Annotated in this window: 28 protein-coding genes and 4 riboswitches; of the genes, 11 read left to right on the top strand and 17 right to left on the bottom strand. The window is 51.6% G+C overall.

The window, feature by feature from the left end:
* Positions 1-156: 156 nt before the first annotated feature.
* The 11 genes from ylxM (at position 157) to Pmgp_RS06080 (ending at position 6,484) form a co-directional block, all read left to right on the top strand.
* Entirely contained in the window at positions 157-501 is a 345-nt protein-coding gene (ylxM, locus tag Pmgp_RS06130; protein WP_345789127.1) for a YlxM family DNA-binding protein, read from the top strand.
* 26 nt (positions 502-527) lie between these two features.
* A complete protein-coding gene (ffh, locus tag Pmgp_RS06125; RefSeq protein WP_192902811.1) occupies positions 528-1,880 on the top strand; it encodes a signal recognition particle protein in 1,353 nt (450 codons plus the stop codon).
* A gap of 24 nt (positions 1,881-1,904) precedes the next feature.
* Positions 1,905-2,171, top strand: coding sequence for a 30S ribosomal protein S16 (rpsP, locus tag Pmgp_RS06120; protein WP_134213091.1), 267 nt, complete (start codon positions 1,905-1,907; stop codon positions 2,169-2,171).
* Between the two features lie 18 nt (positions 2,172-2,189).
* Complete coding sequence (locus Pmgp_RS06115; protein WP_134213131.1) at positions 2,190-2,417, top strand: KH domain-containing protein; 228 nt, start codon at positions 2,190-2,192, stop codon at positions 2,415-2,417.
* Between the two features lie 38 nt (positions 2,418-2,455).
* A complete protein-coding gene (locus Pmgp_RS06110) occupies positions 2,456-2,896 on the top strand; it encodes a YlqD family protein (RefSeq protein ID WP_134213090.1) in 441 nt (146 codons plus the stop codon).
* On the top strand, positions 2,886-3,404 hold the full coding sequence (gene rimM / locus Pmgp_RS06105; RefSeq protein WP_134213089.1) for a ribosome maturation factor RimM: 519 nt from the start codon (positions 2,886-2,888) through the stop codon (positions 3,402-3,404). Before Pmgp_RS06110 ends, rimM begins: the two co-directional genes overlap by 11 nt.
* Positions 3,394-4,149, top strand: coding sequence for a tRNA (guanosine(37)-N1)-methyltransferase TrmD (trmD, locus tag Pmgp_RS06100; RefSeq protein ID WP_134213130.1), 756 nt, complete (start codon positions 3,394-3,396; stop codon positions 4,147-4,149). The genes rimM and trmD overlap by 11 nt, the downstream gene beginning before the upstream one ends.
* Positions 4,150-4,318: 169 nt before the next feature.
* A complete protein-coding gene (gene rplS, locus Pmgp_RS06095) occupies positions 4,319-4,660 on the top strand; it encodes a 50S ribosomal protein L19 (RefSeq protein ID WP_134213088.1) in 342 nt (113 codons plus the stop codon).
* A 76-nt stretch (positions 4,661-4,736) separates the two neighbouring features.
* Positions 4,737-5,279 carry a signal peptidase I gene (gene lepB / locus Pmgp_RS06090; RefSeq protein ID WP_134213087.1) on the top strand — a complete coding sequence of 181 codons (543 nt, stop codon included), beginning with the start codon at positions 4,737-4,739 and terminating at the stop codon, positions 5,277-5,279.
* Between the two features lie 26 nt (positions 5,280-5,305).
* Positions 5,306-6,157 (top strand): ribosome biogenesis GTPase YlqF, encoded by an 852-nt coding sequence (ylqF, locus tag Pmgp_RS06085; protein WP_134213086.1) that lies wholly within the window; start codon positions 5,306-5,308, stop codon positions 6,155-6,157.
* Positions 6,158-6,247: 90 nt separating this feature from the next.
* Positions 6,248-6,484 (top strand): twin-arginine translocase TatA/TatE family subunit, encoded by a 237-nt coding sequence (locus tag Pmgp_RS06080; RefSeq protein ID WP_134213085.1) that lies wholly within the window; start codon positions 6,248-6,250, stop codon positions 6,482-6,484.
* Between the two features lie 103 nt (positions 6,485-6,587).
* Here Pmgp_RS06080 and nrfD (Pmgp_RS06075) read toward each other — a convergent pair whose 3' ends face one another.
* From nrfD (Pmgp_RS06075) to tatA, 17 genes are all read right to left on the bottom strand, one after another.
* Entirely contained in the window at positions 6,588-7,760 is a 1,173-nt protein-coding gene (gene nrfD / locus Pmgp_RS06075) for an NrfD/PsrC family molybdoenzyme membrane anchor subunit (protein ID WP_134213084.1), read from the bottom strand.
* A 31-nt stretch (positions 7,761-7,791) separates the two neighbouring features.
* Positions 7,792-8,607 carry a 4Fe-4S dicluster domain-containing protein gene (locus Pmgp_RS06070; RefSeq protein WP_134213083.1) on the bottom strand — a complete coding sequence of 272 codons (816 nt, stop codon included), beginning with the start codon at positions 8,605-8,607 and terminating at the stop codon, positions 7,792-7,794.
* 58 nt (positions 8,608-8,665) lie between these two features.
* Complete coding sequence (locus tag Pmgp_RS06065) at positions 8,666-10,111, bottom strand: nickel-dependent hydrogenase large subunit (RefSeq protein ID WP_134213082.1); 1,446 nt, start codon at positions 10,109-10,111, stop codon at positions 8,666-8,668.
* Positions 10,112-10,130: 19 nt separating this feature from the next.
* Positions 10,131-11,129: a hydrogenase small subunit gene (locus Pmgp_RS06060; RefSeq protein WP_134213081.1), complete on the bottom strand. Its 999-nt coding sequence runs from the start codon at positions 11,127-11,129 to the stop codon at positions 10,131-10,133.
* A gap of 199 nt (positions 11,130-11,328) precedes the next feature.
* Positions 11,329-11,447, bottom strand: a riboswitch (molybdenum cofactor riboswitch).
* Between the two features lie 71 nt (positions 11,448-11,518).
* Positions 11,519-11,609, bottom strand: a riboswitch (cyclic di-GMP riboswitch).
* Positions 11,610-11,619: 10 nt separating this feature from the next.
* Positions 11,620-11,742, bottom strand: a riboswitch (molybdenum cofactor riboswitch).
* Positions 11,743-11,805: 63 nt separating this feature from the next.
* Positions 11,806-12,279, bottom strand: a complete 474-nt coding sequence (locus Pmgp_RS06055; protein WP_134213080.1) for a HyaD/HybD family hydrogenase maturation endopeptidase — start codon at positions 12,277-12,279, stop codon at positions 11,806-11,808.
* 460 nt (positions 12,280-12,739) lie between these two features.
* Complete coding sequence (gene hypE / locus Pmgp_RS06050) at positions 12,740-13,756, bottom strand: hydrogenase expression/formation protein HypE (protein ID WP_134213079.1); 1,017 nt, start codon at positions 13,754-13,756, stop codon at positions 12,740-12,742.
* A 14-nt stretch (positions 13,757-13,770) separates the two neighbouring features.
* Entirely contained in the window at positions 13,771-14,877 is a 1,107-nt protein-coding gene (gene hypD, locus Pmgp_RS06045; RefSeq protein WP_243119747.1) for a hydrogenase formation protein HypD, read from the bottom strand.
* Positions 14,867-15,094: a HypC/HybG/HupF family hydrogenase formation chaperone gene (locus Pmgp_RS06040; RefSeq protein ID WP_134213078.1), complete on the bottom strand. Its 228-nt coding sequence runs from the start codon at positions 15,092-15,094 to the stop codon at positions 14,867-14,869. The genes hypD and Pmgp_RS06040 overlap by 11 nt, the downstream gene beginning before the upstream one ends.
* Positions 15,085-17,409 (bottom strand): carbamoyltransferase HypF, encoded by a 2,325-nt coding sequence (gene hypF, locus Pmgp_RS06035; RefSeq protein ID WP_243119746.1) that lies wholly within the window; start codon positions 17,407-17,409, stop codon positions 15,085-15,087. Before hypF ends, Pmgp_RS06040 begins: the two co-directional genes overlap by 10 nt.
* Before the next feature lie 164 nt (positions 17,410-17,573).
* Positions 17,574-18,302: a P-loop NTPase gene (locus tag Pmgp_RS06030; protein WP_243119745.1), complete on the bottom strand. Its 729-nt coding sequence runs from the start codon at positions 18,300-18,302 to the stop codon at positions 17,574-17,576.
* Entirely contained in the window at positions 18,299-18,712 is a 414-nt protein-coding gene (hypA, locus tag Pmgp_RS06025; protein WP_134213077.1) for a hydrogenase nickel incorporation protein HypA, read from the bottom strand. Before hypA ends, Pmgp_RS06030 begins: the two co-directional genes overlap by 4 nt.
* Positions 18,713-18,842: 130 nt before the next feature.
* Positions 18,843-20,012 carry an NrfD/PsrC family molybdoenzyme membrane anchor subunit gene (nrfD, locus tag Pmgp_RS06020; RefSeq protein ID WP_134213076.1) on the bottom strand — a complete coding sequence of 390 codons (1,170 nt, stop codon included), beginning with the start codon at positions 20,010-20,012 and terminating at the stop codon, positions 18,843-18,845.
* Positions 20,013-20,041: 29 nt separating this feature from the next.
* Positions 20,042-20,872 carry a 4Fe-4S dicluster domain-containing protein gene (locus Pmgp_RS06015; protein WP_134213075.1) on the bottom strand — a complete coding sequence of 277 codons (831 nt, stop codon included), beginning with the start codon at positions 20,870-20,872 and terminating at the stop codon, positions 20,042-20,044.
* A 54-nt stretch (positions 20,873-20,926) separates the two neighbouring features.
* Entirely contained in the window at positions 20,927-24,013 is a 3,087-nt protein-coding gene (gene fdnG / locus Pmgp_RS06010) for a formate dehydrogenase-N subunit alpha (RefSeq protein ID WP_153189191.1), read from the bottom strand.
* Positions 24,014-24,029: 16 nt separating this feature from the next.
* A riboswitch (molybdenum cofactor riboswitch) is annotated at positions 24,030-24,150 on the bottom strand.
* A 311-nt stretch (positions 24,151-24,461) separates the two neighbouring features.
* Entirely contained in the window at positions 24,462-24,785 is a 324-nt protein-coding gene (locus Pmgp_RS06000) for a hypothetical protein (protein ID WP_134213072.1), read from the bottom strand.
* 32 nt (positions 24,786-24,817) lie between these two features.
* A complete protein-coding gene (gene tatC / locus Pmgp_RS05995; protein ID WP_134213071.1) occupies positions 24,818-25,591 on the bottom strand; it encodes a twin-arginine translocase subunit TatC in 774 nt (257 codons plus the stop codon).
* 27 nt (positions 25,592-25,618) lie between these two features.
* On the bottom strand, positions 25,619-25,828 hold the full coding sequence (gene tatA / locus Pmgp_RS05990; RefSeq protein ID WP_134213070.1) for a twin-arginine translocase TatA/TatE family subunit: 210 nt from the start codon (positions 25,826-25,828) through the stop codon (positions 25,619-25,621).
* Positions 25,829-25,884 lie beyond the last annotated feature (56 nt).

The following is a 25,884-nucleotide window of genomic DNA, read 5'->3' as shown; positions in this document are numbered from 1 at the left end:
TCCCTAGTTATTGTTTCTCTTTTTCCCTGAAATAACCTCCACGGCAAGATAAAAAAACCAGCAATTTTCTTGACAATACCGCGACAATTAAGTAGAATCTTTCTGTAAAGGTAAACACCTTGGCAGGCAAGAAAAACGAAAGCGGCGGTGGCGGGATTGCTGGAGAAAGTCGACCTGATGAACCTGCTTTTTGATTTTTACGGGCAGCTGTTAACCGACCGTCAAAGAGATTATATGGAGCTTTATTACGCCCACAACCTGTCCCTGGGGGAGATAGCTGAAGAGTTCAAGGTCAGCCGCCAGGCGGTTTACGACACTTTGAAAAGGTCCGGGCAGCTTCTGGCACAGTACGAGGAGAAGCTCGGGCTAGCGGCAAGGTTTAAGGCTGAAAGAAATAAGCTGAGCTGCGCCGCGGCTTTGCTGGACGAGTCAGGGAGTGTCCAGTCCGACGGCAGGATCCGCCGGGCCAGGGAAATTATAGATGAGATTCTTGAGCTTTAGCGCAGTATATAAAATAAGGGGGGTAAATGATGTTTGCCAGCCTCGCTGAAAGACTGCAGGAAACTTTTAAAAAATTACGCGGCAAGGGACGCCTCACTGAGTCGGATGTGAATGAAGCTCTGCGTGAAGTGCGTTTGGCCCTGCTTGAAGCCGATGTGAACTTTAAAGTTGTTAAAGATTTCATTGCCAGGATCAAAGAAAGGGCAGTGGGACAAGAACTGCTGGCCAGCCTGAACCCGGCCCAGCATGTGATCAAGATCGTGCATGAAGAGCTGACAACGCTTATGGGCGGTTCAAACAGCAGAATTAATTTAGCTCCCAAACCCCCGACTGTGGTAATGATGGTCGGCCTGAACGGGGCCGGCAAAACAACCACCTCCGCGAAACTGGCGAACCTTATGCGCAAGCAGGGCAGAAGACCGCTCATGGTAGCGGCCGATGTTTACCGCCCGGCAGCGATAAAACAGCTGGAAGTGCTGGGCGGGCAGCTTAACCTGCCTGTATTCAGCATGGGTGATCAGCTTGAACCGGTAGCCATTGGCCTGGCGGCAGTAGAGAGCGCTGCCGGCGCCGGGCGGGATATGGTTATAATTGACACCGCCGGCCGGCAGGAAGTTAATGAAGAGCTTATGGCAGAGCTGGAAAACATGAAGGAAACCATCAAGCCGCATGAAATACTGCTGGTGGTAGACGCCATGACCGGACAGGCCGCGGTAAGCGTGGCCGAAACCTTCAACAGCCGACTGGGGCTGGACGGCGTGGTCCTGACCAAGCTGGATGGTGACACCAGGGGGGGAGCGGCGCTGTCGGTGCGCTCTGTAACCGGGAAGCCAATTAAATTTGTGGGTGTGGGTGAAAAACTGGACGCTTTGGAACCCTTCCACCCGGAGCGTATGGCCGAGCGGATTCTGGGCATGGGTGATATGCTTACCCTGATTGAAAAGGCCCAGGAGAATTTCAACGCTGATCAAATGGCCAAAATGCAGAAAAAACTCCGCAGCATGGAGTTTACACTGGAGGATTTTCTGGACCAGCTCAACCAGGTCAAGAAGCTGGGGCCGATTGAACAGGTTTTGAGTATGATCCCGGGGCTGGGCGGGAACAAAAAACTAAAGGACCTTAAGGTGGATGAAAAGGAACTGGTTTTTGCGGAGGCGATTATCAAATCGATGACTCCCGCTGAGCGCAGTGATCCGGAGCGTGTATTGAACGGCAGCAGGAAAAGGCGGATCGCCAAAGGCAGCGGCACTACCGTGCAGGAAATTAACCGCCTGCTGAAGCAGTTTGAGCAGACCAAGAAAATGATGAAACAGTTTATAGACATGGAAAAATCGCTGAAAAAGGGCGGCAAGATGCTGAAAAACCCTTTCTTCAGCTAAGTTAAAATAAGGAGGTGAGGGCGCGTGGCTGTTAAAATCCGCCTGAGAAGAATGGGTGCGAAAAAAGCCCCGTTTTATCGTATTGTAGTTGCTGATTCCCGCTCCCCGAGAGATGGCAGGTTCATTGAGGAGATTGGTTTTTACGATCCTCTGAAGAACCCGGCGGTAATCAAGATCAATGAGGAAAGGGCTCTGGACTGGCTGCAAAAAGGGGCTCAGCTTTCCGATACCGCCAAAGCCTTGTTTAACAAGGCCGGGGTCATAAAGAAAACGGCGGGAGACGGTCAGTAGATTAGGGAGGCTGCTATGATGAAAGAACTGGTGGAAAACCTGGCCAAAGCTCTCGTTGACCAGCCCGAAAAAGTTGTAGTGAATTTAATTGAAAAAGACAAATCAACCTTGATTGAACTGAAAGTAGCCCCGGAAGATATGGGGAAAGTGATCGGCAAACAGGGCCGCATCGCCAAAGCCATAAGGACCCTGGTCAAGGTAGCCGCGACCAGGCAAAAGAAGAAAGTAATTGTTGAGATTATTTAACAAAGGGATTCTATTTAGCCCGCTGGAGGAACTCTTGCATGCAAAGTCTGACCCTGATCCGGCCTGTTCTTATAAAAACGATAGTCACCGAGAATTATAAGAAAACCCTGGCTGCTGAGCTTCAGGAGGCGGTCCGGCGGGTTGAACTGGATCTGCAGCACCTGGATTTCCAGGAAAAGCGCCTGCTGGCCGAGCTGGAAAAGAAGAACCCCCAGGGGGTCCCCGACGCCAGGCATGATTTGGAACAGGAACGCAGCCGCAGGCTGGCCAGCCGCCAGAAATTGATTGACAAACTTAAGGAAGTGGGGCAGCTGGCCCTGGGGGCAGAGGTAATTTCAGGCAAAATGGAAAGCCCTGTCGAAATTAAGGCCGGAGATAACTGGGGGCAGGTAATAGGCATGGAAATTATCCTGCAGGATGGCGTCGTTTCCGCCATCAGGCAGGGAAGCGCCGGAGGGAGCGGCAGCAGTGAGCGGTGAGTTTATTGCCATCGGCAAGGTCCTGAAAACGCAGGGTAACCGCGGTGCCGTACGGGTGCTGCCACTTACTGATTTCCCCGGCCGCTATGAACAACTAAAGGATGTCTATTTATCAGTCAAAGGCGTCCGGCAGGTTATGCACATTGAAGAAGCAGTGCGGCGCCAAAAATTTATTGCGGTTAAATTTAAAGAAATCAGCGACATGAACGCCGCGGAAGGTATACGAGGGGGAATACTGGAGGTAACCCGTGACCAGTTGGTCAAACTGCCGGAAGGGAGCTATTATATTTTTGACATAATCGGCCTCAGTGTGTACGGCAGCGGTGGGGAGCAATTCGGTAAAATTACCGAGGTGCTTCAGACCGGGGCTAATGACGTATATATTGTTGAAACCGGAGGCAAGCCACTGTTAATTCCGGCCCTAAAGCAGGTTGTTAAAGAAATTGACCTGCCCGGGCGGCGTATGGTGGTTGACCTGCCGGAAGGACTGATGGATGATGAAAATTGACATTCTGACTCTTTTCCCGGAAATGTTTGACGGTCCCTTCTCCTCCAGTATTGTTAAAAGGGCGCGGGAGCGCGGCTTAATTGAGATCAACCTGGTGAATATCCGCGATTTTTCAGCCAACAAACACCACACTGTGGACGATACCCCTTACGGGGGCGGTGCTGGTATGGTGATGGGGCCGGAAGCAATTTTTAAGGCTGTTGAGCATGTGCGGGGCCAGGCCGGGCGGGCGTCCCGCCGGGTGGCGCTGATGTGCCCGCAGGGCAGGTCTTTCAACCAGGCGCTGGCCTGGGATTTAGCCGCTGAAAAAGAGCTGATCATTATTTGCGGCCACTACGAGGGTGTGGACGAGCGTGTCCGCGAAATGCTGGTGACCGACGAGATATCGATCGGGGATTATATCCTTACCGGCGGCGAGCTGCCGGCCATGGTGGTAGTGGACGCGGTGGCCCGTCTCATTCCCGGAGTGCTTGGGGAAGCAGCTTCGGTGGAAGAGGAATCCTTTAACGCCGGCCTGCTGGAATACCCTCATTACACCAGGCCCAAGGAATACCGCGGGCTGACGGTGCCGGACGTCCTTCTCAGCGGCCATCATGAAGAGATCAGGAAGTGGCGGCGCAAGCAGTCTTTGCTCAGGACCCTGCTGCGCAGGCCCGAGCTGCTTTCACAGATAGAATTGACCGGGGAAGACAAAGATATTTTGAAAAAGATGATTAGAGAACTGCAGGAAATTGGCCTTGATTAGGGCTCTAAGGCGGAGTTAAAGGCCTGCGGCCGATACTCGCTGGTTTTCCAGGAAATTTCTTGCCGCTTATAATCGTTTATGCTATAATTACCTTTGTTGAGCGTTAAAAAGGACTTTATGTTTATGTAAGATATTGTTTGAAGCAATCTTCGGGAAGGAGGGATTTTAGATGAACCTCATTCATTCAATTGAACAGGAGCAAGTCAAAAAAGACATAGTTAAATTTGCACCTGGCGATACTGTAAGGGTGCACGTTAAGGTGGTTGAAGGCGGCCGGGAAAGAATTCAGATCTTCGAAGGCGTGGTAATAAGGCGCCGGGGAGGCGGCCTGAGTGAAACTTTTACTGTGCGAAGGGTATCCTATGGTGTGGGTGTAGAAAGAACATTCCCCATGCATACACCCAAAATTGAACGTATTGAAGTCCTCAGAAGAGGCCGGGTGCGCCGGGCAAGGCTTTACTACCTGCGCGGGCTGCGCGGCAAAGCCGCCCGTATTCAGGATAAGCGTTAAAGAACGAGGGACTGGGCTTTGTACAGTCCCCTTTCGCTTTATAAGGCTGAGCCTTGCGGCTTAAGGGGGTTAAAGAATGGACCAAAAGGATCACAAAAGCGAAGCCGGGAAAAGAAGTCTGGCTGTGGAAATTATCCAGTCGCTGGTCGTTGCGGTGGTACTGGCCCTGCTCATCCATACTTTTGTGGTGCAAAACTTCCGTATTCCTTCTGCTTCCATGGAGCCTACCCTGCAGATCCAGGACTATATTTTTGCGAGCAAAATTACCTACCGTTTTTCAGAACCTAAACGGGGGGATATTGTAGTTTTCAAGTATCCCAGGGATACAAAGCGCTATTTTGTCAAAAGGCTCATAGCGACAGGCGGGGAGACTGTAGCCATACGGAACAGCCAGCTTTATATCAACGGCCAGCAGGTAGCGGAAGATTACCTGCCGCGGGGCCTGCGTTTTTCTGATTTCGGTCCTGTGGAAGTGCCTGCCGGAAACTATTTCATGATGGGGGACAACCGCAACAACAGCAGTGACAGCAGGGAATGGGGGTTTGTGCCCAGGAACCTGATTGTGGGCAAGGAGATTTTTATCTATTGGCCGCCGTCGAGAATAGGCGTCGCGCGCTAAACTAAAACCGCAGATGGGGATCAGGTATGGATATACAGTGGTTTCCCGGCCATATGGCCAAAGCCAGAAGGCAGGTTAAAGAGGATTTAAAGCTGATTGATGTTGTAATTGAGATTATAGATGCCAGAATACCGGCCAGCAGCCGCAATCCTGACATCAACCAAATAGCCGGGGGAAAACCCCGGCTTATTGTACTAAACAAGGCTGACCTGGCCGAACCGGCCTTAACCAGGCGCTGGGTGGATTATTTTAAAAAAACCGGCAGCCCGGCTGTGGCTGTGGATTCCCATGGCGGCAGGGGGGTGCGGGAAGTGCCCGGCTATATTCAGGAGTTGTTTGAGCCTAAAAAGGCCAAACTGGCGGCGTCAGGGAGAAGGCCACGGCCTGCCCGCTGCATGATCCTGGGCATCCCGAATGTGGGTAAATCACTTTTCATAAATAAACTGGCAGGCCGCCGGGCGGCAAGGACTGAAAATGTACCGGGAGTCACCCGGGGCCGCCAGTGGCTCAAGGTCGCCGGTGACCTGGAGTTGATGGACACCCCCGGTATACTCTGGCCAAAGCTGGGGGACGAGCTGGTTTCCTTCCGTTTGGCTGTTACCGGCGCTATTAAAGAGGAAATATTTGACTTGAACGCCGTGGTCGGGGAACTGCTGGACTGGCTGGCCGGCCATCATCCTGAATCAATCAGGGAACGCTACAAAATAGATGAGTTGCCGGAAGACCCACAGCAGCTGCTGGAAGCAATAGGCGCGCAACGAGGTTATTATCAGGCGGGCGGTGTAGTGGATTCATTAAAAGCCGCCAAAACCGTGCTCAAGGAGTTCCGGGGCGGTATACTGGGCCGTTTTACACTTGAAGAGCCGGCGGAATCCTGAAAATTATACCCGGCCGTAAAGCAGGATATTTTCAAATGACACCGAAGTATATATTAATCGTGGGCAAAATCCTTAGGCGGGGGGATTTATATGTTTCCCAATCTGGGAATGTCTGAGTTGGTCCTGATTTTGATTATAGCCCTGGTTATTTTCGGGCCCAGCAAGCTGCCTGAAATAGGGAGGACTCTGGGCAGGACGATGAATGAATTTCGCAGGGCCTCATATAACAGTTTTCAGGAATTTGACGATATAGCAAAGGAAGTAAAGGAAGTAAAAGAAGATGTCAAACAGGCTGCCAATATAGCCCAGGGCAAGCTTCCGCATTAAACCTTGATAAAACAGATTGATTGCATTTCAACTGGCCGGAAATAACCAGGCAAGTTTTAATATTAATACGAAAGGGGGAGCATATGCTCCCCCTTCCCAGGTATTAAGCATGCACACCCGGTTTTGAGGGGATGCTGCTTTCGTGCGACAGGTACTCCTCTTTGGGCAGGATGGGGAAGTTTTCAACCACGAAGCAGTAGAACAGGATTAAGAAACTCCACATGCCGATGGTGATCAGGAATTCCCAGAAAGACGGAAAATAGCTTCCTCCCACGCTCTTGGCCATACCTGTGAAAACCACGTTCATACGGTTGAACACTACGCCGGCCACAACTAATACCGAGGCGGTCACCACCCCCCACAGCTTGGTGCGGATGGCGGGAATGGCGTACAGGAAAATAGGCAGCAGCACAAACACGATCATTTCGATCAGGAACATATTGCTCTCGTATGAGCCGTTAAATGCCTGCGACATAACACCCCGGTAATTCAGATCAATTATTTTAACAATAAAGTAGATAATCATCATCCACAAGGTCACTTTGGTCAAACTCTGGAAGACAGGCAGCTCCGCTTCGCGGCGGTAAGCCCTGGCCGCCAGAGTCCCTTCGATGGTGACCATGGCCGGCCCCAGGAAAAAGGCTGACCAGACAAAGAAGAAGGGGATAAGCATGGACCACCACAGGGGGTTCAGTTTATCTACCGCCACAATATACAGTGAGCCGAGAGACGATTGGTGCAGGGATGGCAGCACTATGCCCAGAATGAGCAGCGGGGTCATCAGGGCGCCCAGAATCTTTTTCAGCGACGGGCAGTTCACTTTTTCAAAGAAGATATCCCCGAACTCCAGGACCTGGACTGTGGTGTACAGCGATATGCACCAGAACACTTCGAACAATACCGAGTGGAAGCCCCAGTAGAAGAAAGGCCGCCAGAAGTTATACCACCGGCCGATATCCAGGAAAAGACTGATCAGGGAGATGATATAGCCGATCATTGAGGTTAGTAGTGCGGCCCGGGCGATGGGCAGGTATTTGTCTTTGTGCAGCACGTGCACGATCAGGGCGGTGCTGAAACCGCCGCCTGCCAGGGCGATGCCGCAGAGCAGGTCAAAGCCGATCCACAAACCCCAGGGCCACCGGTCGCTCAGGTGGGTAACTGAGCCCAGGCCGAAGTAAAAGCGGTACAGGGCGGCTATAACCGCGCCGATTACAAAACATATAAGTAAAAGTCTGAACCAGGTTATTCTAAAACTCCAGTTCCTTGGCTTGGACATTAAATCTCACCCCCAATTTAAAAGGTTTAACTTATTTTGGATCTACAGGGCCGTACATTTCGTGCTCGTCGTGCGCAACGGACTTACCCTTGGTATAAAGCCTCATGGCAGTCAGAAGGGCGCCCCAGCCTACAAAGATATAAGGTGTCCATTTCAGCACCTGCCAGGTATAAGAGGGGATGGACCTTTCGGTTACGTTGACCTTGAAGCCAAGCTGGTCAAAAGGCACGTCCGAAATGTACATCCAGGAAGTGCCGCCGTATTCCTTTTCACCATACACGTGCTTGACATACTGTGCATTTCCGTTAATTCTCTTCCAGCCCTCTGCGAGTAAAGCTTCCTTTTCACCGTACTTCAAGGCGCCGGTAGGGCAGGCGGACACGCAGGCTGGCCGCTTGTTGCCGTCAGTCATCCGGTCGTAGCAAAAACGGCACTTTTGCACGTACGGGAATCTCTCTTCGTACTGAAACTTGGGTATGTCAAAGGGGCAGGCAATCATGCAGTACCTGCAGCCAACACAGTAGTCCTGGTTTAAATCGGTGGGCTTATAGATAACCGCTCCTTCTTTTGTTTTGACGAAAGAGTGCGTAAAGCAGGCCGACTCACAGGCTGGCTCCTCACAGTGCATGCACTGCCTTTTGACAAAACGCCACTTGCGCTGGGTGCCCTGCCCGACCAGATTATAGTTGACCTGAGTCCAGGTGTCCGAATCCATCTGCAGGGGGACATCCCAATTCTCAGTATTTTGGGCAACCCTGTCGGGCAAGTCGTTCCACGATTTGCAGGCTGTAACACAGCTCCGGCAGCCGATGCATTTGGTAACGTCCACCAAAACACCGTTTGACATTATTACACCTCCTATTTCCGCTCCAATAAAGGTTGTCTGTCAAAATCATATAAGGTAGTTAGATAATAAATTTCTTGGGCTCCTTCGCAACACCCTTTATCTCAAGAACATGAACCGCGCAGGCGATGCAGGGGTCGAAGGCCCGGACTATACGCACCAGTTCAATTGGATTTTCGGGATCTTTAACCGGCGCTCCCACCAGTGCCTGCTCAATAGGACCAAGCTGTTTCTTGGCGTCCCGCGGACCGCCGTTCCAGGTGGTGGGCACCACGGCCTGGTAGTTGTCTATTTTGTAATCCTTAACTACGATCCAGTGGCCAAGCGCGCCCCGTGGAGCCTCGTGCAGCCCTACCCCCGCGCCTTCCTTGGGAATGTCAAAGGGGGCGTAAGTGGGCTGGCCCGGCACCAGTTGGTTCAGCCATTCCACCATGGCGTGCGCAATCTGACTGGTTTCCAGGGCTCTGGCGAAATGCCTGCCGTGCACGGAGAAAGCTTTTTCTCCCAGGCCCAGCACATTTGATTCCTTGTTTACCCACAGGCGGGCCAGAGGTCCGACCTCAAAAGGCAGGCCGTCATAGCGCGGAGCTTTTAGCCATGAATAACCTTCTTTTTTGTATGGGTTGGGAACAGTAGCGCCTTCACCGGGGTACTTGCCGGTTGACTTGTCATCGTACCAGGAATATTTTACTTCTTCGGTGATTTTCTTTTTATCGAAGCTGCCATATTGTCCCTTACTGTAAATACCCCGTTTGAAAAACTGGTTCTGTCCGTCAGGGTCGTCCCCGTCAGTAAGCTTGAAAGCGCCATAGGCCAGCATGTTTTTACAGCCGGTGCCGATAGTAAACCAATCGTCATAAGCTTTAGTTACGGCCAGCGCGTCCGGAATGTACACATTGTCAATAAACGCTGTTATTTCCTGCAGGTAGTTTTTATACTGTGTAATTTTTTCAGGTGTTACATGTTCGGTCACACCGCCGGCGGTAAAGGATGTCACGTGCGGCATTTTTGCCCCGAAAATCGCACCCATTTCATGGGCTTTTTTGCGTACGGTCAGGGCCTGGATGTAGTGTTCCACGGCCTTGTCGTTTACATCTTTCGGCAGGCGGTAGTCACCTTCGTAGCGTGGAATGAACGGTGCCGTTTCAGGTCCTTTAACATAGTCCAGCGCCGCCAGGTGGTAAAAATGCAGAATGTGCGACTGCAAGTAATTTGCGCCCTGAATCAGGTTGCGCACAATCCTGCCGTTGGTGGGCGGCTTGACATTAAAAGCGTCGTCCAGGCACAACATGGAGGCGGTACCGTGGGCTATCGGACAGACGCCGCAGATCCGCTGTACGATGTGGCAGGCGTCACGGGGGTCACGACCTTTTAAGATTAACTCGATCCCCCGGAATAAGGTCCCGCTGGATTTAGCCTCGACTACCTTATTGTTGTCCACTTCCACCTCTATTTTCAGGTGCCCTTCTATCCGGGTTACCGGGTCAACAACAATTTTTTGGGCCACAGTAAATTTTCACCTCACACTAAAGTTTTCTACTATCTCTTCTCTTTTCCAATATCTCTGTTTTCTGTGGTTCAAACTGAGCGGAGGCTGGCGCCTGCTTGTTGGTCAGCGGGTAGGAGCCGTATATCGGTGAGGCCCCGTCCGGGAAAGTCGGCTCGGAACAGGCCATGCAGGGCGCTCCCGCTTTTACGCACCAGTTCACGTTGTTGTTCCAGCCGCGCACCGGGCAGTCCGACATAGCGATAAAACCTTTGCAGCCCAACAGGGAAAGGCACCCCTCATCGCCAATAAAGGTGGCGAACTTACCGGCGTCAAACGCCGGGCGGCGCTCGCAGGACTCGTGGATCGGTTTCGGATAAAACATCTTGGGCCGGTTATGCCTGTCCAGCTCGGGTATTTTACCGTATTTCAGAACATAAACTACAGTGCCCAGGAAGTGGTCAGGGTGCATCGGACACATTGATAAATTAATGACCTTTTTCGGGTCAACAACTTTATTAACCCCCACAATACCGGTCGGGTTCGGCGCTCCCCCTGGAATCCCGCCGTATGACGCGCACTGGCCCGCCGCGATAACTGCCATGGAAGCTTTGCCCAGCGCCTGCACGGCCTGAAGAATGGTAATCTCCTTGCCGCCCATTTCGGTGATGGTGCAGTACCTGCCTTCAGCTTTAAGCGGAATGGCGCCTTCCACAACAAGTATAAATTGATCTTTATAATTTTTGATTGCTTCTTCAAATATCTCTCCGACATGATGCCCCGAGCCGGCTGAAATATTGGGGTGGTATTTCAGGCTGATCACATCAAGAATCACTTTCTCGATGACCGGGTCAACACTGTTCAGCAGCGATATGGAGCACCCGGTGCAGCTTGCGCCCTGCAGCCAGATTACCGGCGGCTTACCCTCGGCGGCCATGGCCAGAGTCTCGTTTATTTCGGGGCCCAGCACTGAAATCAGGCTTGCTCCGGCTGCTGAAGTCATGCAAAGCTTTATAAACTCACGCCTTGATAAACCCAAGTCCTCATCCCTCCTAATTGCTATTTATTTACTCAACTCAATTTCGCGCTGCTAACGAGAGTCATATAATGCCTCTAAGCGTACCCCCTTTACTTTAGGATACTTGCAATCTCCCGGCCTTCATAACAATGGAAAATTGCATTATAAAAATAAATAATGCCGGAATGCATTGCAAAAAGCAAAGCTAGTCCAGCATCATTTAGCCAAACCCAACTCTCCTTTTCACAATGGAAGGCGCTCCAGTTTCCTCGAGAACCCTAACGTCCTGTAACCATGGCTGCTGCTTTAGGTTTTAAAGGATCGGAGAGTGACACGACAAAAGCTTTGCCGCTTTATAAAAAAGGACAAAGCTTTACCTGACATTACCCACCCCAGTAAAGTCCATAAGTCCTTGCGGCCTGGCAGTCATGGCCCCAATAAAGGCCTTTAGACCCATGGCTTTGCGTCACCGGCTTTCGCGCGGTTTTGCCCAACACGATTATTAAAGATCTGTACATTTTATACTTCCCCTTTCCACAATGGGAGGCGCGGCAGTTTCCCAGCCGCACCCTAACGGCCTGGCGTCCATACCTCGAAAGGCTAAGGTCATCCAGGCTCGGAGATTTTTTAATACTATTCAACCAGATTGTTAAAAATCCTGCAAATGTCAAAAAGAAATTTTATTAAACGTCCCAGTTTAAATGATAAGGCTGCTGATTTCCTCTTTAACCAGTTGCACCAGGCGGGGCAGGGTATTTTTAACAGCTGCGGTAAGCTCTGTGCCGAATTCTATTTCAACAGGTTGGACCCCGAAGATTACAGTCTGAGGCAATACACCCAGAGATTTGGCCATGGACAGTACTTCAGCCAGGTTAATATCGTGCAGGGAAACTGCCTGCCCCGGCTTCTGCAGCATCAGCTCATCCACCGGCATGCGCAGAATGGAGCCCGGTTCCGTGCCGGCATCAACGCAGTCAATAATAATAGCGCTGTCGGCGTCTTCCAGCAGGTATAACAGGTCGATACCCGCGGTGCCGCCGTCGATTATTTCCACAGAGGAGGGGAAGCTCTCTTTTTTTAGTTCATTTACAGCATGGACGCCGATGCCTTCATCTGCCAGCAATAAGTTGCCGACCCCGATTACAACAATCCTTTTTTCAAAATCGGGCATAACATACCTTCCTTGCCATAGAAGTTCAACTGCTGTAACTGTAGGTGCGGCTTTAGCCGCATTCAGTTAGTAGCCAGAGTCGTCCATGGTGTTGAAACCCGCTTGGCTCCTCTGCTCCGCGTCGAGTGAACTAACAGCTCGCTTCGGGCGAAATTGGACCGCCTTCAATTCGCCGTCCTGGCTCAGTTCAGGCTTTCGCGAAATACGTTGGGGACATGCCTCTCAGTAGAGTCAGGCTAAAGCCAGAGGTGTGTCCCCTAACCGCTGTCTCGCGAATCCAATTTCGCAACCTCAGCTTCGCTGAGTTCACTTGCGACGCTCCGCAATGGAGCAGCTTGTTTCAACACCATGGACTTAGTGTTATCTATATTCAGGCTTTGTCCGGATAAATCCGGACCTACATTTGCCTGGGGCTTGTTTATTCTGTCTCCTGACTTCTGTCTTCTGAATTCTAAAGAAACTAACAAATCCGGGGCAGGGGGGCGCTGGCCAGCATGTTGATTTTGCGCGTGCCGCCCAATGCTGTTTTTAAATACACATTGCCGCTGCCGGCGCGGACTTCACCGATGAGCCTGGAGTTTTCGCCCAGGCTGTCCTTTTTCATAAAGTCCAAAAGGTCCGCTGCCTCATCCGCTGCCGCGGCAATAAGAAATTTGCCTTCGTTGGCCAGGTACAAGGGGTCGAGGCCGAGCAGTTCAGTGACTCCCCTGACAGAATCGTCCACCGGCAGGGACTGCTCGTCCAGCCAGATGTCGACCCTGGCAGACTGGGCAATTTCCTTGGCGTTGGTGGCCAGGCCTCCCCTGGTTAGATCACGCATTATTTTAATGCTTTTAAAACGCTTGAGCAATTTCTCTATGATCAGGTTTAAAGGAGCACAATCGCTTTCCACCTTGCTGTCAAGCCCCAGAGTTTCGCGCTGCAGCAGGATGGCGAGCCCGTGGTTGCCCAAACTGCCGTTAACCAGCACTTTATCACCAGGCTTCAGCCGGCGGTAGCCCAGGTTGACCTGCGGCGGCAGGAGGCCTATACCGGTGGTTGTAATAAAAATTTTATCCGCCTGCCCCCGTCCGACGACTTTGGTGTCACCGGCAATGATTTTTACACCCGCTTTAACCGCTGTATCCGACATGGAGGCAACAATCCTGGCCAGTTCGCCCAGCGGCAAACCTTCTTCAAGGATAAAGGAAGCGGTCAGGTACAGCGGCCTGGCGCCGCTCACAGCTATATCGTTGACAGTGCCGCACACGGCCAGTTTGCCGATATTGCCGCCAGGGAAAAATATGGGGTCCACCACGAAAGAGTCGGTGCTGACAGCCAGGCGGCCTTCCTGCATGCTGAATACGGAGGCGTCACTGAGTTCGTCCAGCAGTTCATTGCTGAAGCCGGGCAGGAAGTATTTCTCTAAAAGCTGGTGGGTCAGTAGGCCCCCGTCGCCATGAGCGAGTAAAATTAATTCATTTTCGTTTGTGCTCATTTTCTCACTCCTTTTCACTTTGCCGCCCATTCGTACTGGTAATACGCGGCACAGGCCCCTTCCGAGGAAACCATGCAGGGGCCGACCGGGTTTAGCGGAGTACATGATTTAGCAAATAGAGGGCATTGGGGGCTGGTGAGCTTGCCCTTTAAAATATCGCCGCAGGCGCACCCAATAAGCGGGCGGGAAGCGGGGACCTGCAGCGGGAACCTGGCTGCGGCGTCATAAAGAGAATACTCTTTTTTAAGAGCCAGGCCGCTTTGGGGCACCAGCCCAAAACCGCGCCAGAGGGCATCAGCGGGTTCAAAATATTTTTCCATTATCGCCCTTGCTTTTTTGTTCCCTTCCTCACGTACCAGCCTGGTATAGCCGTTGACAGTTTCAGGACGGCCGTCCGCAATCTGGTTCAGCAAAAGGCAGACTGAAGCCAGGAGGTCCAGCGGCTCAAAACCGGTGATCACGGCTGGAATGTGATATTCCCCTGAGATAAATTCAAAGGCCTGCCTGCCGGTTACCGCGCACACGTGACCCGGCAGGATGAAGCCGTCAATTTTTAGCTCAGGGTCGCTTAGAAGCGCTTTCATTACCGGCGGGACCAGTTTGTGCGATGAGAGGACTGAATAATTTCGCAGGCCCTGGGCGACAGCCAGCTCTAAACTTAAAGCAACAGCCGGTATAGTGGTTTCAAAGCCAACACCCAGAAATACTATTTCTTTTTCAGGGCTGCCGGCGGCGAATTCCACCGCGTCGGCAGGCGCATAAAATATTTCCACCCGGGCCCCGCGGGCCCGCTCCACTTCCAGGGATGAGTCTGTCCCCGGCACCCGCAGCATATCGCCAAAAGTGGCAATAGTAACTTCAGGCCTGCCGGCCAGGGCGATCATCTTATCTATGTCCCCCTGGTCAGTGACACAAACGGGACAGCCCGGGCCGCTTCTAAGTTCAAGGTGCCCGGCCAGCAGGCTCCTCATCCCGCTTTTGGCTATGGCCATGGTGTGGGTGCCGCAGACCTCCATCAATACAGGCGGGCGCCCCAGGCGGCGGGAGGCCTTTTCCGCCAGGGAGGGTAGCCTGGCTAAAATCTTTTGTCCCAAAGCCGGATCGGGCATGTTATTCAGCAAGCAGAATCTCCTCCCACAGCTTTAGTGTCGTTTCAGCATCGCTCAGGTCAATCTTGCCGATAGCGTAGCCGGTATGGACCATCAAATAGTCCCCTGGTGTAATCTCCTCGTCAACTAATGTGATACTGATTTTCTTCCGTACCCCGAAGGTTTCCACGACAGCCCAGTTTTCAGCCAGATTCACTTCAATAACCTTACCCGGTATACCTAAACACATTTTTTAAGCCACCTCCAGTGTGCAATCATGACCTGCCCCAGGGCTATACCACCGTCGTTGGCGGGTACCTGGCGGTGATAGAGCGGCTGATAGCCGTTCGCAGCCAAAAGATTTTTTACTGACTGGAATAGATACGGGTTTTGCCAGGTCCCCCCGCTGAGCGCCACCTTTTTCAGGCCGGTCCGCCGGCTGATTTCCCGCACTGCTTCAAATATGATTTTTACCAGTGTTTTATGAAAACGGGTGGCGATAATCTCAACCGGTGTGTGATCTGAACGGTCTTTGATAATCTCCGCCAGCATCTCGCCCGGGTTGATAATCCCTTCTTTAATTGCATAGGGGTAGGGGGAAAGAAGATCACCCTCTGCGCCGGCCAGGACTATTTCACCCAGCTCGACCGCGGCCTGCCCCTCGTAGTGATTTTCCAGGCATATTCCCAGTATCGCTGAAACAGCGTCAAAAAGCCTGCCGCAGCCAGAAGACAGAGGCGCGTTGAAACCTTTTTCGATCATCTTTTCAATTAAAGGCAGTTCTTTATCTTTAAAAATCTCACGCGCCGCCTGTTTCCCCGCACCGCCTAAAAAAGTATGCAGGTATGACACCGCGGTGCGCCAGGGCTGCCTTATGGCAGCCTCACCCCCCGGCAGGGGAACCGCCGCCAGATGGCACAATCTATTAAAGCCGGTATAACCGCCGGTGATTATTTCAAAGCCCCAGAGAGTGCCGTCTGTACCATAACCTGTCCCGTCAAGAATAACGCCGATAACTTCTTCGTCTTCGATGCCGTTTTCCGCCAGGCAGCCTGCGAAATGCGCGTGATGGTGCTGCGTCTCAACGAGGTGAAGGGCCGGTATGCGCCGGGCCACCTCAGCTGAGGCGTAGCCGGGGTGCATGTCATAAGCGACAATCTCAGGCGTCACGCCTATTAACCTTTGAAAATTGATCAGGCTGGAGAAAAGGTTTTCCTCTCCTTCCAGGCAGTCAATTTCACCTATATACTGGCTCATAAAAGCCTGGTCTCTCTTCAGCAGGCAGAAGCTGTTTTTCATTTCGCCGCCTACCCCGAGAATAACCGGTGCGGGCGCATCGCGCCTGACCGCGACAGGGTGGGGCACATAGCCCCTGGAACGGCGAAGTATATGGGTTCCCCCGTCGATGACGCGGGCCAGGGAGTCGTCGCAGCGGTTGACAATGTCCCGGTTGTGCCAGAGCAGGTAGTCTGCGATTTCACCCAGTTCATCCAGTGCCCGGTCATTGTCCTTTACCAGCGGCAGGCTGCTGTAATTGCCGCTGGTCATGACCAGCAGGTCGAAAGGCCCGGTAAAAAGCAGGTAATGCAAAGGCGTATAGGGAAGCATTACGCCCAGCGTTTTTAAACCGGGCGCCAGTTCCTTAGGCAATAAGTAGCCGGGTTTGCGGGCAAGGATCACTATAGGCGCCTGGAGAGAGCTCAGCAGTTTTGCTTCATCCTCATTGGCGCGGCAGTATTTCTCCACTGTCCTTAAATCCCGGCACATTACGGCGAAAGGCTTGCATTCTCTCCCTTTGCGCTGTCGTAAAACTTCCAGGGCCTTGCTGTTCATGGCGTCACAGGTCAGGTGGAAGCCGCCCAGCCCTTTAAAAGCAAGGATTTTACCATCCTGCAGCAAATCCCAGCAGGCCTGCAGCCAGTTTTCCCTGCCGGCGACCTTTATCCCCCGGCGGTCGACTAATTCAACCTGCGGCCCGCAAAACGGGCAGGCCACCGGCTGGGCATGGAAGCGACGGTCGGCCGGATTATTGTATTCCCCGGAGCAATCGCCGCACATCTGAAAAGAAGCCATGGCCGTATAAGGCCGGTCATAGGGAATTTCTCTGGTTATGGTAAAACGGGGCCCACAGTTGGTACAGTTGGTAAAAGGGTAATTGTAATGCCTGTCGGCCGGATCGGAGACATCCTCAAGGCAGGCCGGACAGGTGGCAACGTCAGGCGGCACCAGGGCTTCCTTGTCCAGGGCGGTGTCACTGGACAGGATCTGAAAATCCGCATACCCGCGGTACGGGAGCTGATACAGCTTGTAACCGGTAATCAGAGCTAACTTGGGCGGGTTATCTTTGAGTTCGTTTGAGAAACCGGTCAGGTTCGCCTCTTCTCCTTCAGCCTCGATAATCACGCCGCCGGCTGAGTTTAACACACTGCCGTTTATTTTCCAGCGCCGCGCCAGATTGTAAACGAAAGGGCGGAAGCCCACTCCCTGGACAACCCCTTTTATGACTATGTGGTATCTGGTAATGTTTTTTCCTTTTGGGTTAAGATCTTGTGTGATTACCGCCAACCCCCATATAAAGAACCTAAGAATAAACCATTACTGTCTTTATGGATGTAGGTGCGAATTTATTCGCACAAATTCTGAATATTACCAACAAGTTCGGCGCTGGCGCGCCCTGTTCGGTTGAAACCGAACCTACATCGTTTATTTTTATATCTGCCTGTGTCATTCTAAAGACATTTTTGACTGATGATCTGGTCCAGCTGGGCGGCAAAGTCCGTTTGCAGAAGTTTTGCCGGGCTGCCCAGGGCGTCTTCCAGGTCATAATCGAAATCAATGGAGCCAAGAAAGGGGACACCCAGGTTGAGCAGTTCAGAAGCAACCTGTGAACCCTTTTTTGTTTTCATGTTTTCCAGTATGCCGATGACGGTAATGCCAAGTTCGTTTAAAACCTTTAGTTCACGCTTTAAAACTTCTTGAGCAACCCTGGACGGAGTGGTAACAAGGAGAAATTCAACTCTTTTGATTAAACGGATTACATCAAGCACCGGGTCACCGGTGCCCGGGGGCATATCTATAATCAAAAAGTCAAGGTCCTCCCAGCGGGTTATGGCCAGTATTTCAATGATGGCGTTGGAAATTTCACTTCCCCGCAGCGGGGAAGGGTTATTGCCGGTGTAATAAGTAATTGACATGAAACTAATGCCGTTAAATTTCGGCGGGACAATACCCTTTTCCTCCTCCGGGTAAATCCCTTCGACCCCGAGTATGACGTGTGTGGAAGGGCCGCAGAAGTCCAGGTCCAGCAGTCCTGTCCGGTAGTTATGTTTTGCCAGGCATAACGCCAGGCTGGCAGCTGTTTGACTTTTGCCGATGCCGCCCTTGCCCCCCGAAACCGCTATTATTTTTTTGACATTTTGGAATCGCTTGTTAATAACATTAAGTCTTGGGTCCATCATTTCTCACCTTCAATATAATCTATCCAGACCCCGCGCCCGCTGGTTATCTCAAAATCCGGACTGCCGCAGCGGGGGCACCTGACATAAACGTGCGCGACTTCCGGGACAAAGTGGATGGCCTCGGAGTCTTCTTCAGAAAGGTCCTGCAGGGAGTCGCTGTAGTACCAGTCTTCCCCGCATACTTTACACCGCAGAACACATTTATCCACCTCAAGGCTGATTTTTTCCATGCTCAGGGCGCCGCCGCCCTGCTGCAGGATATTCTCCATGGCAAAGTTGAAAACGTCCAGTTCTATCTGCTGCAGCTCGCCCACCATGACTTTTACCCGCACGATCTCTTTGAGGTTTTCTTTTCCGGCTTCTTTCAGCACAGTCTCGACAACTGCTTCCGCCAGCGCCCATTCATGCATTTTAACACATCCCCGCAAAGATTTGCTGACTATAGTCATACCAAGAATTAGGGGGGAATATTATATTCCCCCCTAAACAATACTTTAAAACATTTTAAATTATCAGTATAGGCTTGTCAATCAATTCTTTTTAAGCGTGGAAACCTGCCCCGTGCGAGTGACCGCCGCTATGCACATGCTCTTCCTTGGGCAGGATCGGGAAGTTCTCAACAACGAAGCAGTAGGCTAAGACCAAAAAGCTCCACATGCCAAGTGTGCACAACCATTCCCAGATGCTGGGGAAGTAGCTGCCGCCCATGGCATCAGCCATACCGGTAAACACCACGTTCATCCGGTTGAATACAACACCGGCGACTACCAGGATGGAGGCGGTCAGGACACCGCCCTGCTTGTTGCGGATAGACGGTGTGGCGTACATGATAATCGGCAGGATGATAAACACGATCATCTCAATCAGGAACATGTTGCTCTCAAAGGACCCGTTAAAGGCCATGGAAAGCACGCCGCGGTATACCAGGTCGGCAATTTTAACAATGAGGTAAATGATCAGCATGACTAAAGTTACTTTTGTCAGGCTGGAAAATACCGGTGTCTCAGGTTCCCTGCCGTAAGCCCTGGCGGCCAGGGTGCCTTCCACGGTGACCATGGCAGGCCCGAGGAAGAAGGCGGACCAGACAAAGAAGAACGGGATGATCTGGGACCACCACAGCGGGTAGAGCCTGTCAACGGCCACGATGTACAGCGAGCCGAGTGAGGACTGGTGCAGTGAGGGCAGCACAATGCCCAGGATCAGCAGGAAAGGCAGCATGGCATGCAGTACCTTCTCCAGGCCGGGGCACTTGATTTTTTCAAAGAAGATCTCTCCGAACTCAAGCACCTGCACGGTTGTATACAGTGAAATGCACCAGAATACTTCAAACAGCACGGAGTGGAATCCCCAGTAAAAGAACGGGCGCCAGAAGTTGAACCAGCGGCCGATATCCAGGAAAAGGCTGACCATTGATATGATATAACCGATCAGCGATGTTAATAAAGCAGCGCGGGCGATCGGCAGGTATTTATCCTTGTGCAGCACGTGCACAATAAGCGCGGTGCTGAAGCCGCCGCCGGCCAGGGCGATGCCGCAGAGCAGGTCGAAGCCGATCCACAGGCCCCAGGGCCACTCGTCGCTCAGGTTGGTCACGGAGCCCAGGCCGAATACAAAACGGTAGAGGGCGGCGCAAACCGCGATCACTACTAACAAAATAAGCAGCTTTCTGAAACCTGTCATTCTGAAAGTCCAGTTACGTCCTTTTTGCATTTAATCTCACCTCCAATTGTCAAAAATTCTTATTTGTTATCCACCGGTTCATATAATTCAGACTCGTCATGCACTTCGGCGTGGCGCTTGGTGTAGGCGCGCATGATGGTCAGGATGGCGCCCCAGCCGAAGAACAGGTAGGGAGTCCATTTGAGCACGTCCCAGGTCAAAGACGGGATTGACCTCTGGGTGACGGGCTTGCCGAAAGCTTCCGTCCTGAAGCCGATCTTGTCGAAAGGAACGTCGGATATATACAGCCAGGAAGTACCGCCGTATTCCTTCTCACCATATACCCCTTTAACGTATCTGGGATTTTTATTGATTCTGTCCCAGGCTTCGGCCAGCAGCTCTTTTCTGTCGCCGAACTTTAGGGCGCCAGTGGGGCAGGAAGTTACGCAGGCCGGTTCCAGACCTTCTTCTTTCATGCGGTCATAGCAAAAGCGGCACTTTTGCACGTAGGGGAAAGCCTTGTCCCACTGGAAGCCGGGTATGCCGAAGGGGCAGGCGATCATACAGTAACGGCAGCCGACGCAGTAATCCTTATTCAGCTCGGTTGGCTTATATATGACTGCTCCTTCCTTAGTTTTAACGAACGAGTGGGTAAAGCAGGCTGATTCACAGGCCGGCTCGTTGCAGTGCATGCATTGTCTTTTTACAAAGCGCCACTTTAGATTGTCGCCATCTTCTATCACGTAGTAGTTTACGTTGGTCCAGGTATCGGCGCTCGTTTTTCCAGGGCTGTCCCAGTTATTGGAGAATGTGCCCAGTTTTGCCGGCAGGTCGTTCCATGATTTACATGACACCTGGCAGCTGCGGCAGCCGATGCACCTGGTAACGTCTACCAGGACACCTTTTGACATCGTTACACCTCCGGTTTCTGCTTGAAATTAGGTGTTTATGGTTTTCACCAAGCTTTAAGCCTTCTTAACGTTGCAGAGAAAAGCTTTTGATTCAGGTATCATCACGTTCGGGTCTCCGACGCTGGGCGTTATGTCGTTGGCCGTGGCGCCTGTGGCTATCCCCGAAAAACCGTAGTGCCAGGGCAGTCCGATAAGCTCAATTTCCTTGCCGTCAATCTTGAACGGCTTGATAATCGGCAGGACGTTGGCCCTGCACTTTATTTCGCCGCGGATGGAACTGACAGCTACCATATCACCCGGCTTGACTCCCAGCTTCTTGGCCAGACCTGGAGATATTGAAGCGAACATTTCCGGCTGCAGTTCCGCCAGGTTGGGGCAGCTTCTGGTTACGGCGCCGCTCTGGTAGTGCTCAACCAGGCGGTGGGTCGTACCGATATAGGGGAAGTCCGGAGACGCCGTCGGCGCCAGCTTGGCAAAGTCACCCTTGTATTTAACAGCCACCGGATTGTTTTGCTGTTTACTCATCAGGTTGTTTACCGGGCTCTCCACCGGCTCGTAGTGTTCCGGCAGGGGGCCGTCCTTGCAGCCGGTCGGCGCGAACAGCCTGCCTACACCCTCGGTGGTCATAATGTAGCAGTTAACGGCTGACTTGTCCGGGGTGATAAAGGCGCCGGTGGTCGCGTCTTTAAAGCCGAAGTCAGGCACATCATTGTTGACCCACTGCGCGCCGTCCCAGGAAACCAGCATTCTCTTGGGATCCCAGGGCTTGCCGGAAGGATCGGCCGAGCAGCGGTTGTAAACGATGCGCCGGTTGGCCGGCCAGGCAAAGGACCATTTCGGGAAGAGGCCGAGGCCGCTCTTGTCTTCCCGGCTGCGCCTCTGCGATGCGGGAACCTTCAGTACGGGATCCTCAAACATATAGCCGGCGTAAATCCAGACGCCGCATGCCGTTGAACCGTCGTCCTTAAGTTTTGAAAAGGCGTCCAGCGTGGCGCCGTCGGCTACAGTGTACCCGTTCATTTCCTTGGCGATCTTCATGATGTCCGGCTCGTCATGGCCGGGCAGGTCGTAATCCCAGACCATATCCAGGATGGGGGCGGGGAACTTGCCGCCGGCCTGGTATTCCTTGCGGACAGCCTTAAATATTTCATAAGCGATCCAGAGGTCGCTCTTGGCCTTCCCGGGCGGCTCAACCGCTTTCCAGCGCCACTGGATCCAGCGGGAGCTGTTGGCCACTGTGCCTTCTTTCTCATAGGAAAAAGCGGTGGGCAGCAGGAAAACCTCGGTCTTGATATTGGCCGGGTTGACCCCCGGGGCCTTCCAGAACGAAGCTGTTTCTGTCTCAAACAGGTCGACGGCTACCATCCAGTCAAGGTTTTCAAGTGCTTTGCGGGCAACAGTCGAGTTTGGTCCGCCTACCGCGGGGTTCTGGCCCCAGGCGAAGTACCCCTTGATTTTGCCTTCAGACATTTGTTGGAATATTGCCTGGTGAGAGTGGTCTTTGCCGTCATGTTTGGGGACATAATCGAAGCAGAAGTCGTTTTCCTTGGTTGCTTTGGCTCCGTACCAGGCTTTCAGCATGCTGATCAGGAACTTAGGCTTGTTCGACCAGAAGCTGGTCTTGGGAGTCTCTTTGTCGAGATAATCTTTAAGCGTGGGGTGCAGTGTGGCGTTTACTGAACCAAGATAACCGGTCAGATAGTGATAAAGTATACCCTGGTCAGTGGAACCCTGCACGTTTGACTCGCCCCGCTGGGCGTTGACACCGCCCCCGGCGATGCCGATGTTGCCCAGCAGCAGCTGCAGCATGGCTGTGGCCCGGACGTTCTGGCTGCCGTGCGAGCTCTGGGTGATGCCCATGGCGTAAATCAGGTTGCCGGCTTTGTCCGGCTTGCCGGTGGAGCAGTACAGGTCACATACTTTCTTAAACACATCTTCTGGTGTGCCGGTAATCTTGCATACTGTTTTGATATCATAACGGGATACATGCTTTTTCAGGATCTGGAACACGCACCGTGGATCCTGCAGGGTCGGGTCTTTTGCTATAGCATCCCCGTTCATCTGGTATGCCCATGTTTTTGTGTCGTACTTGCCGTCGGCAAACCCGGTAAACAAACCGTCGCTGAAACCATATTCCGGGTTTACCAGGAAGGAAGCGTTGGTATAGTTAAGGACGTAATCATAAAAATACAGGCCGTTCTGAATAGCGTAGTTCATGATGCCGTAAAGGAAAGCTATGTCGGTGCCGGGGCGAAGAGTAGCGTAGATATCAGCCTTGGCTGCCGTTTTGGTAAACCTGGGATCGGCGACAATCAGCTTGGCGCCTCTGGTAGCCATGGCGATTCCCATATGGCGCATAACCTGCGGGTGGTTTTCCGCGGGGTTGGCCCCGATAACCAGGAACACGTCACCGTTTTTATAATCAGTAAAACTGTTGGTCATAACACCCCTGCCGAACGTTTGGCCAAGACCGGCCACAGTGGAGGAGTGTCAGAGGCGGGCGTGGTGGTCGATATTAATGACCCCCATGGCACGCTGCATTTTTTGGAAGAGATAGTTTTCCTCATTGTCACAGGACGCGCTGCCGATGTGGCAGATGGCCTGTGTACGGTTAACCGTGACGCCTTTTTCGTCTTTTTCTTCAAAGGTTTCGTCACGAGTTTTCTTAACTCTTTTCGCGATTTCTGCAAGGGCCCAATCCCAGTCTTTCTTCTCCCATTTATTGCTGCCGGGAGCGCGGTAAAGCACATCCATAATCCGCCGGTTGTTGACAACTCTCTTGCGGTTTTTGTCAACGATGGTATTGGCGTCGCCGAGTGCAATACCTTTGGAGCACATGGAACCCTCATTGTTGGGATTATCCGGGTCACCTTCGATGTGAATAACCCTGTCACCTTCGGAATAGACAATAAGACCGCAGCCGCAGCCGCAAAAGGCGCAGACTGAAGCGGTTTCTTTGGCTTTTTTAATCTTCAGGGGCCCTAAATCAAAAGTGGGGAGCTTGTCTTCAGCTGTGCTGGCAAACGCGGGTATAGCGGTTGCGCCTTCCAGCAAAGCTGTTCCGGCAGTGCCCAGACCCAAAAATTTCAAAAAATCGCGACGACTGATTTTTTGCTTCACAAACCTGACCTCCTTTGACATAAAAGTGCGCACTCTCAGTCATCTCGTTTTATCTCCTTTCCAAGTCCGGGAGGCATACCGGTTTCCCTATATACCCTAACGACCTGGAAATCATAGCTTTAAGCCTTAGATCGCCAGGTTCGGAGATGTTTAACTTAGATTGCTGGGAAAAATATTTTTACCCTCTCCTCTGTAAATACTCTTGTGGCTTGCCTCCTTTCTTTTCTTTAAAAACTTTAATCCTTCGGCTACATCATTTTTTAAAATTTAATAAAGGTAATAAAGCCGTAAATTAATTATATGAGTAGCCTACAAGTTATCTAATTTAATTCTGTATAATTATTTTTTTTACCTGCAAATAAAAATAAAAATTTCTTTGTTTTATAAAGAAATTTTAAATATTTACAGGGTGTTGTTGAAAGTAGATGCAATTTAAGCTATGAACCGGTTTTGTTATTATGAGGCGGTTCTAATTATTATTATCTATTTTGTTCATGTCCTTATTTCTACAGCATAATAATTCGTTGTCTTGACTGTCGGCAAATCTCTCAACCTGGATGACACGGCTGCCTTCGGAGTACACAATTAGTTTGCAGCCGCAGGCGCAATCATCACAGATGGTAATATATTCGGTAGCTTTATTTAACTTCACCGGGCCGAGCACAAAAGCAGGCTTGTTTTCCGGCGGGGTGACTATAGCCGGAGCTGCCCTAACCTCTTCCAAAAAGGTTTTTCCGGTTGTGCTCAAACCCAATATTTTAAAAAAATCACGCCTGTTGATTTTATGCTTCACAAACCCGACCTCTTCCCATGTAACATGAAAGGCTAAAGCGTTTGGGCGTTAGCCATTTCGGCTTCTTGCTCCCGGCGTTTCCTGCGGGCTATGCCCCGCTCAACAATCCGCACCACCAGCACGCTTGCTTCAAAAAGCAGGTACATGGGGCCGCTGACGATCAAACAGGTTATGATGTCAGGGGTAGGGGTAATCACAGCGGCGATAACCACTACCGCCAGAATGGCGTAGCGCCTGTTTCTGGCAAAGAACGCGTAGCTGACTATCTCCAGTTTCGCCAGGAAATAACTAATCAACGGAAATTCAAAAACAATGCCGAAAGGCAGGAGAAACGAAATGGTGAAAGAGATGTATTTGTCAATTGTCAGCATCGGCGCCAGGGTAGGACCGGCAAACTGCAGCAGGAACGTGACGCCGTAGCGGTACACGCCGAAAAACCCGAAAGCCACTCCGCCTATGAAGCAGAGAAACGAAATCAAAACAAAGAAAGTAAAAGCAAACCTCTCATTTTTTTTCAGCGCAGGAATAATAAAGCTCCAGACCTGCCACAAAATGATCGGCAGCGCAGCTAAAAATCCCGCAAAAAACGAGAGCTTGATTTTAACAAAAATTGCTTCAGTAACGCCTGTGAAAAACACTTTTTGACCGAGTTTGGTCAGTGGTTCCATCAGGGTGGCCAAAATCTGGTCACTGAAGAAATAAGCAGCCACAGCGAGCACTATGGTGCTGATAATAGACACGATTAAAACCCGACGCAAATCTTCAAGATGTTCCATCACAGACATTTCGTCGGTTTTCTTAGACATTTTTTACCCTCTCTATGAGCAAAAGGCTTAGCCTTTCGCCGCTTCGATTAGTTGTTCTTCTTTTTTATCTTTAGTTGCGCTTGACTCTACTTCATCCATTATTTCCGAGGAGGAACGGCGAAATTCCCTGATCGTCTTGCCTACAGCTTTCCCCAGTTCGGGTAGTTTGCCGGGGCCAAAAATAATCAAGGCCAGTATTACAATTATAACTAATTCAGGCGCTCCAATATGCGGCATGAGCTATTTACACCCCTTTCATAATTTAATAGTACATTTTTTGACAGAAGCGAGCA

The sequence above is a fragment of the Pelotomaculum propionicicum genome, assembly GCF_004369225.1.
Taxonomy (GTDB): Bacteria; Bacillota; Desulfotomaculia; order Desulfotomaculales; family Pelotomaculaceae; genus Pelotomaculum_B; species Pelotomaculum_B propionicicum.
This window is presented reverse-complemented; position numbering and strand designations above follow the sequence as displayed.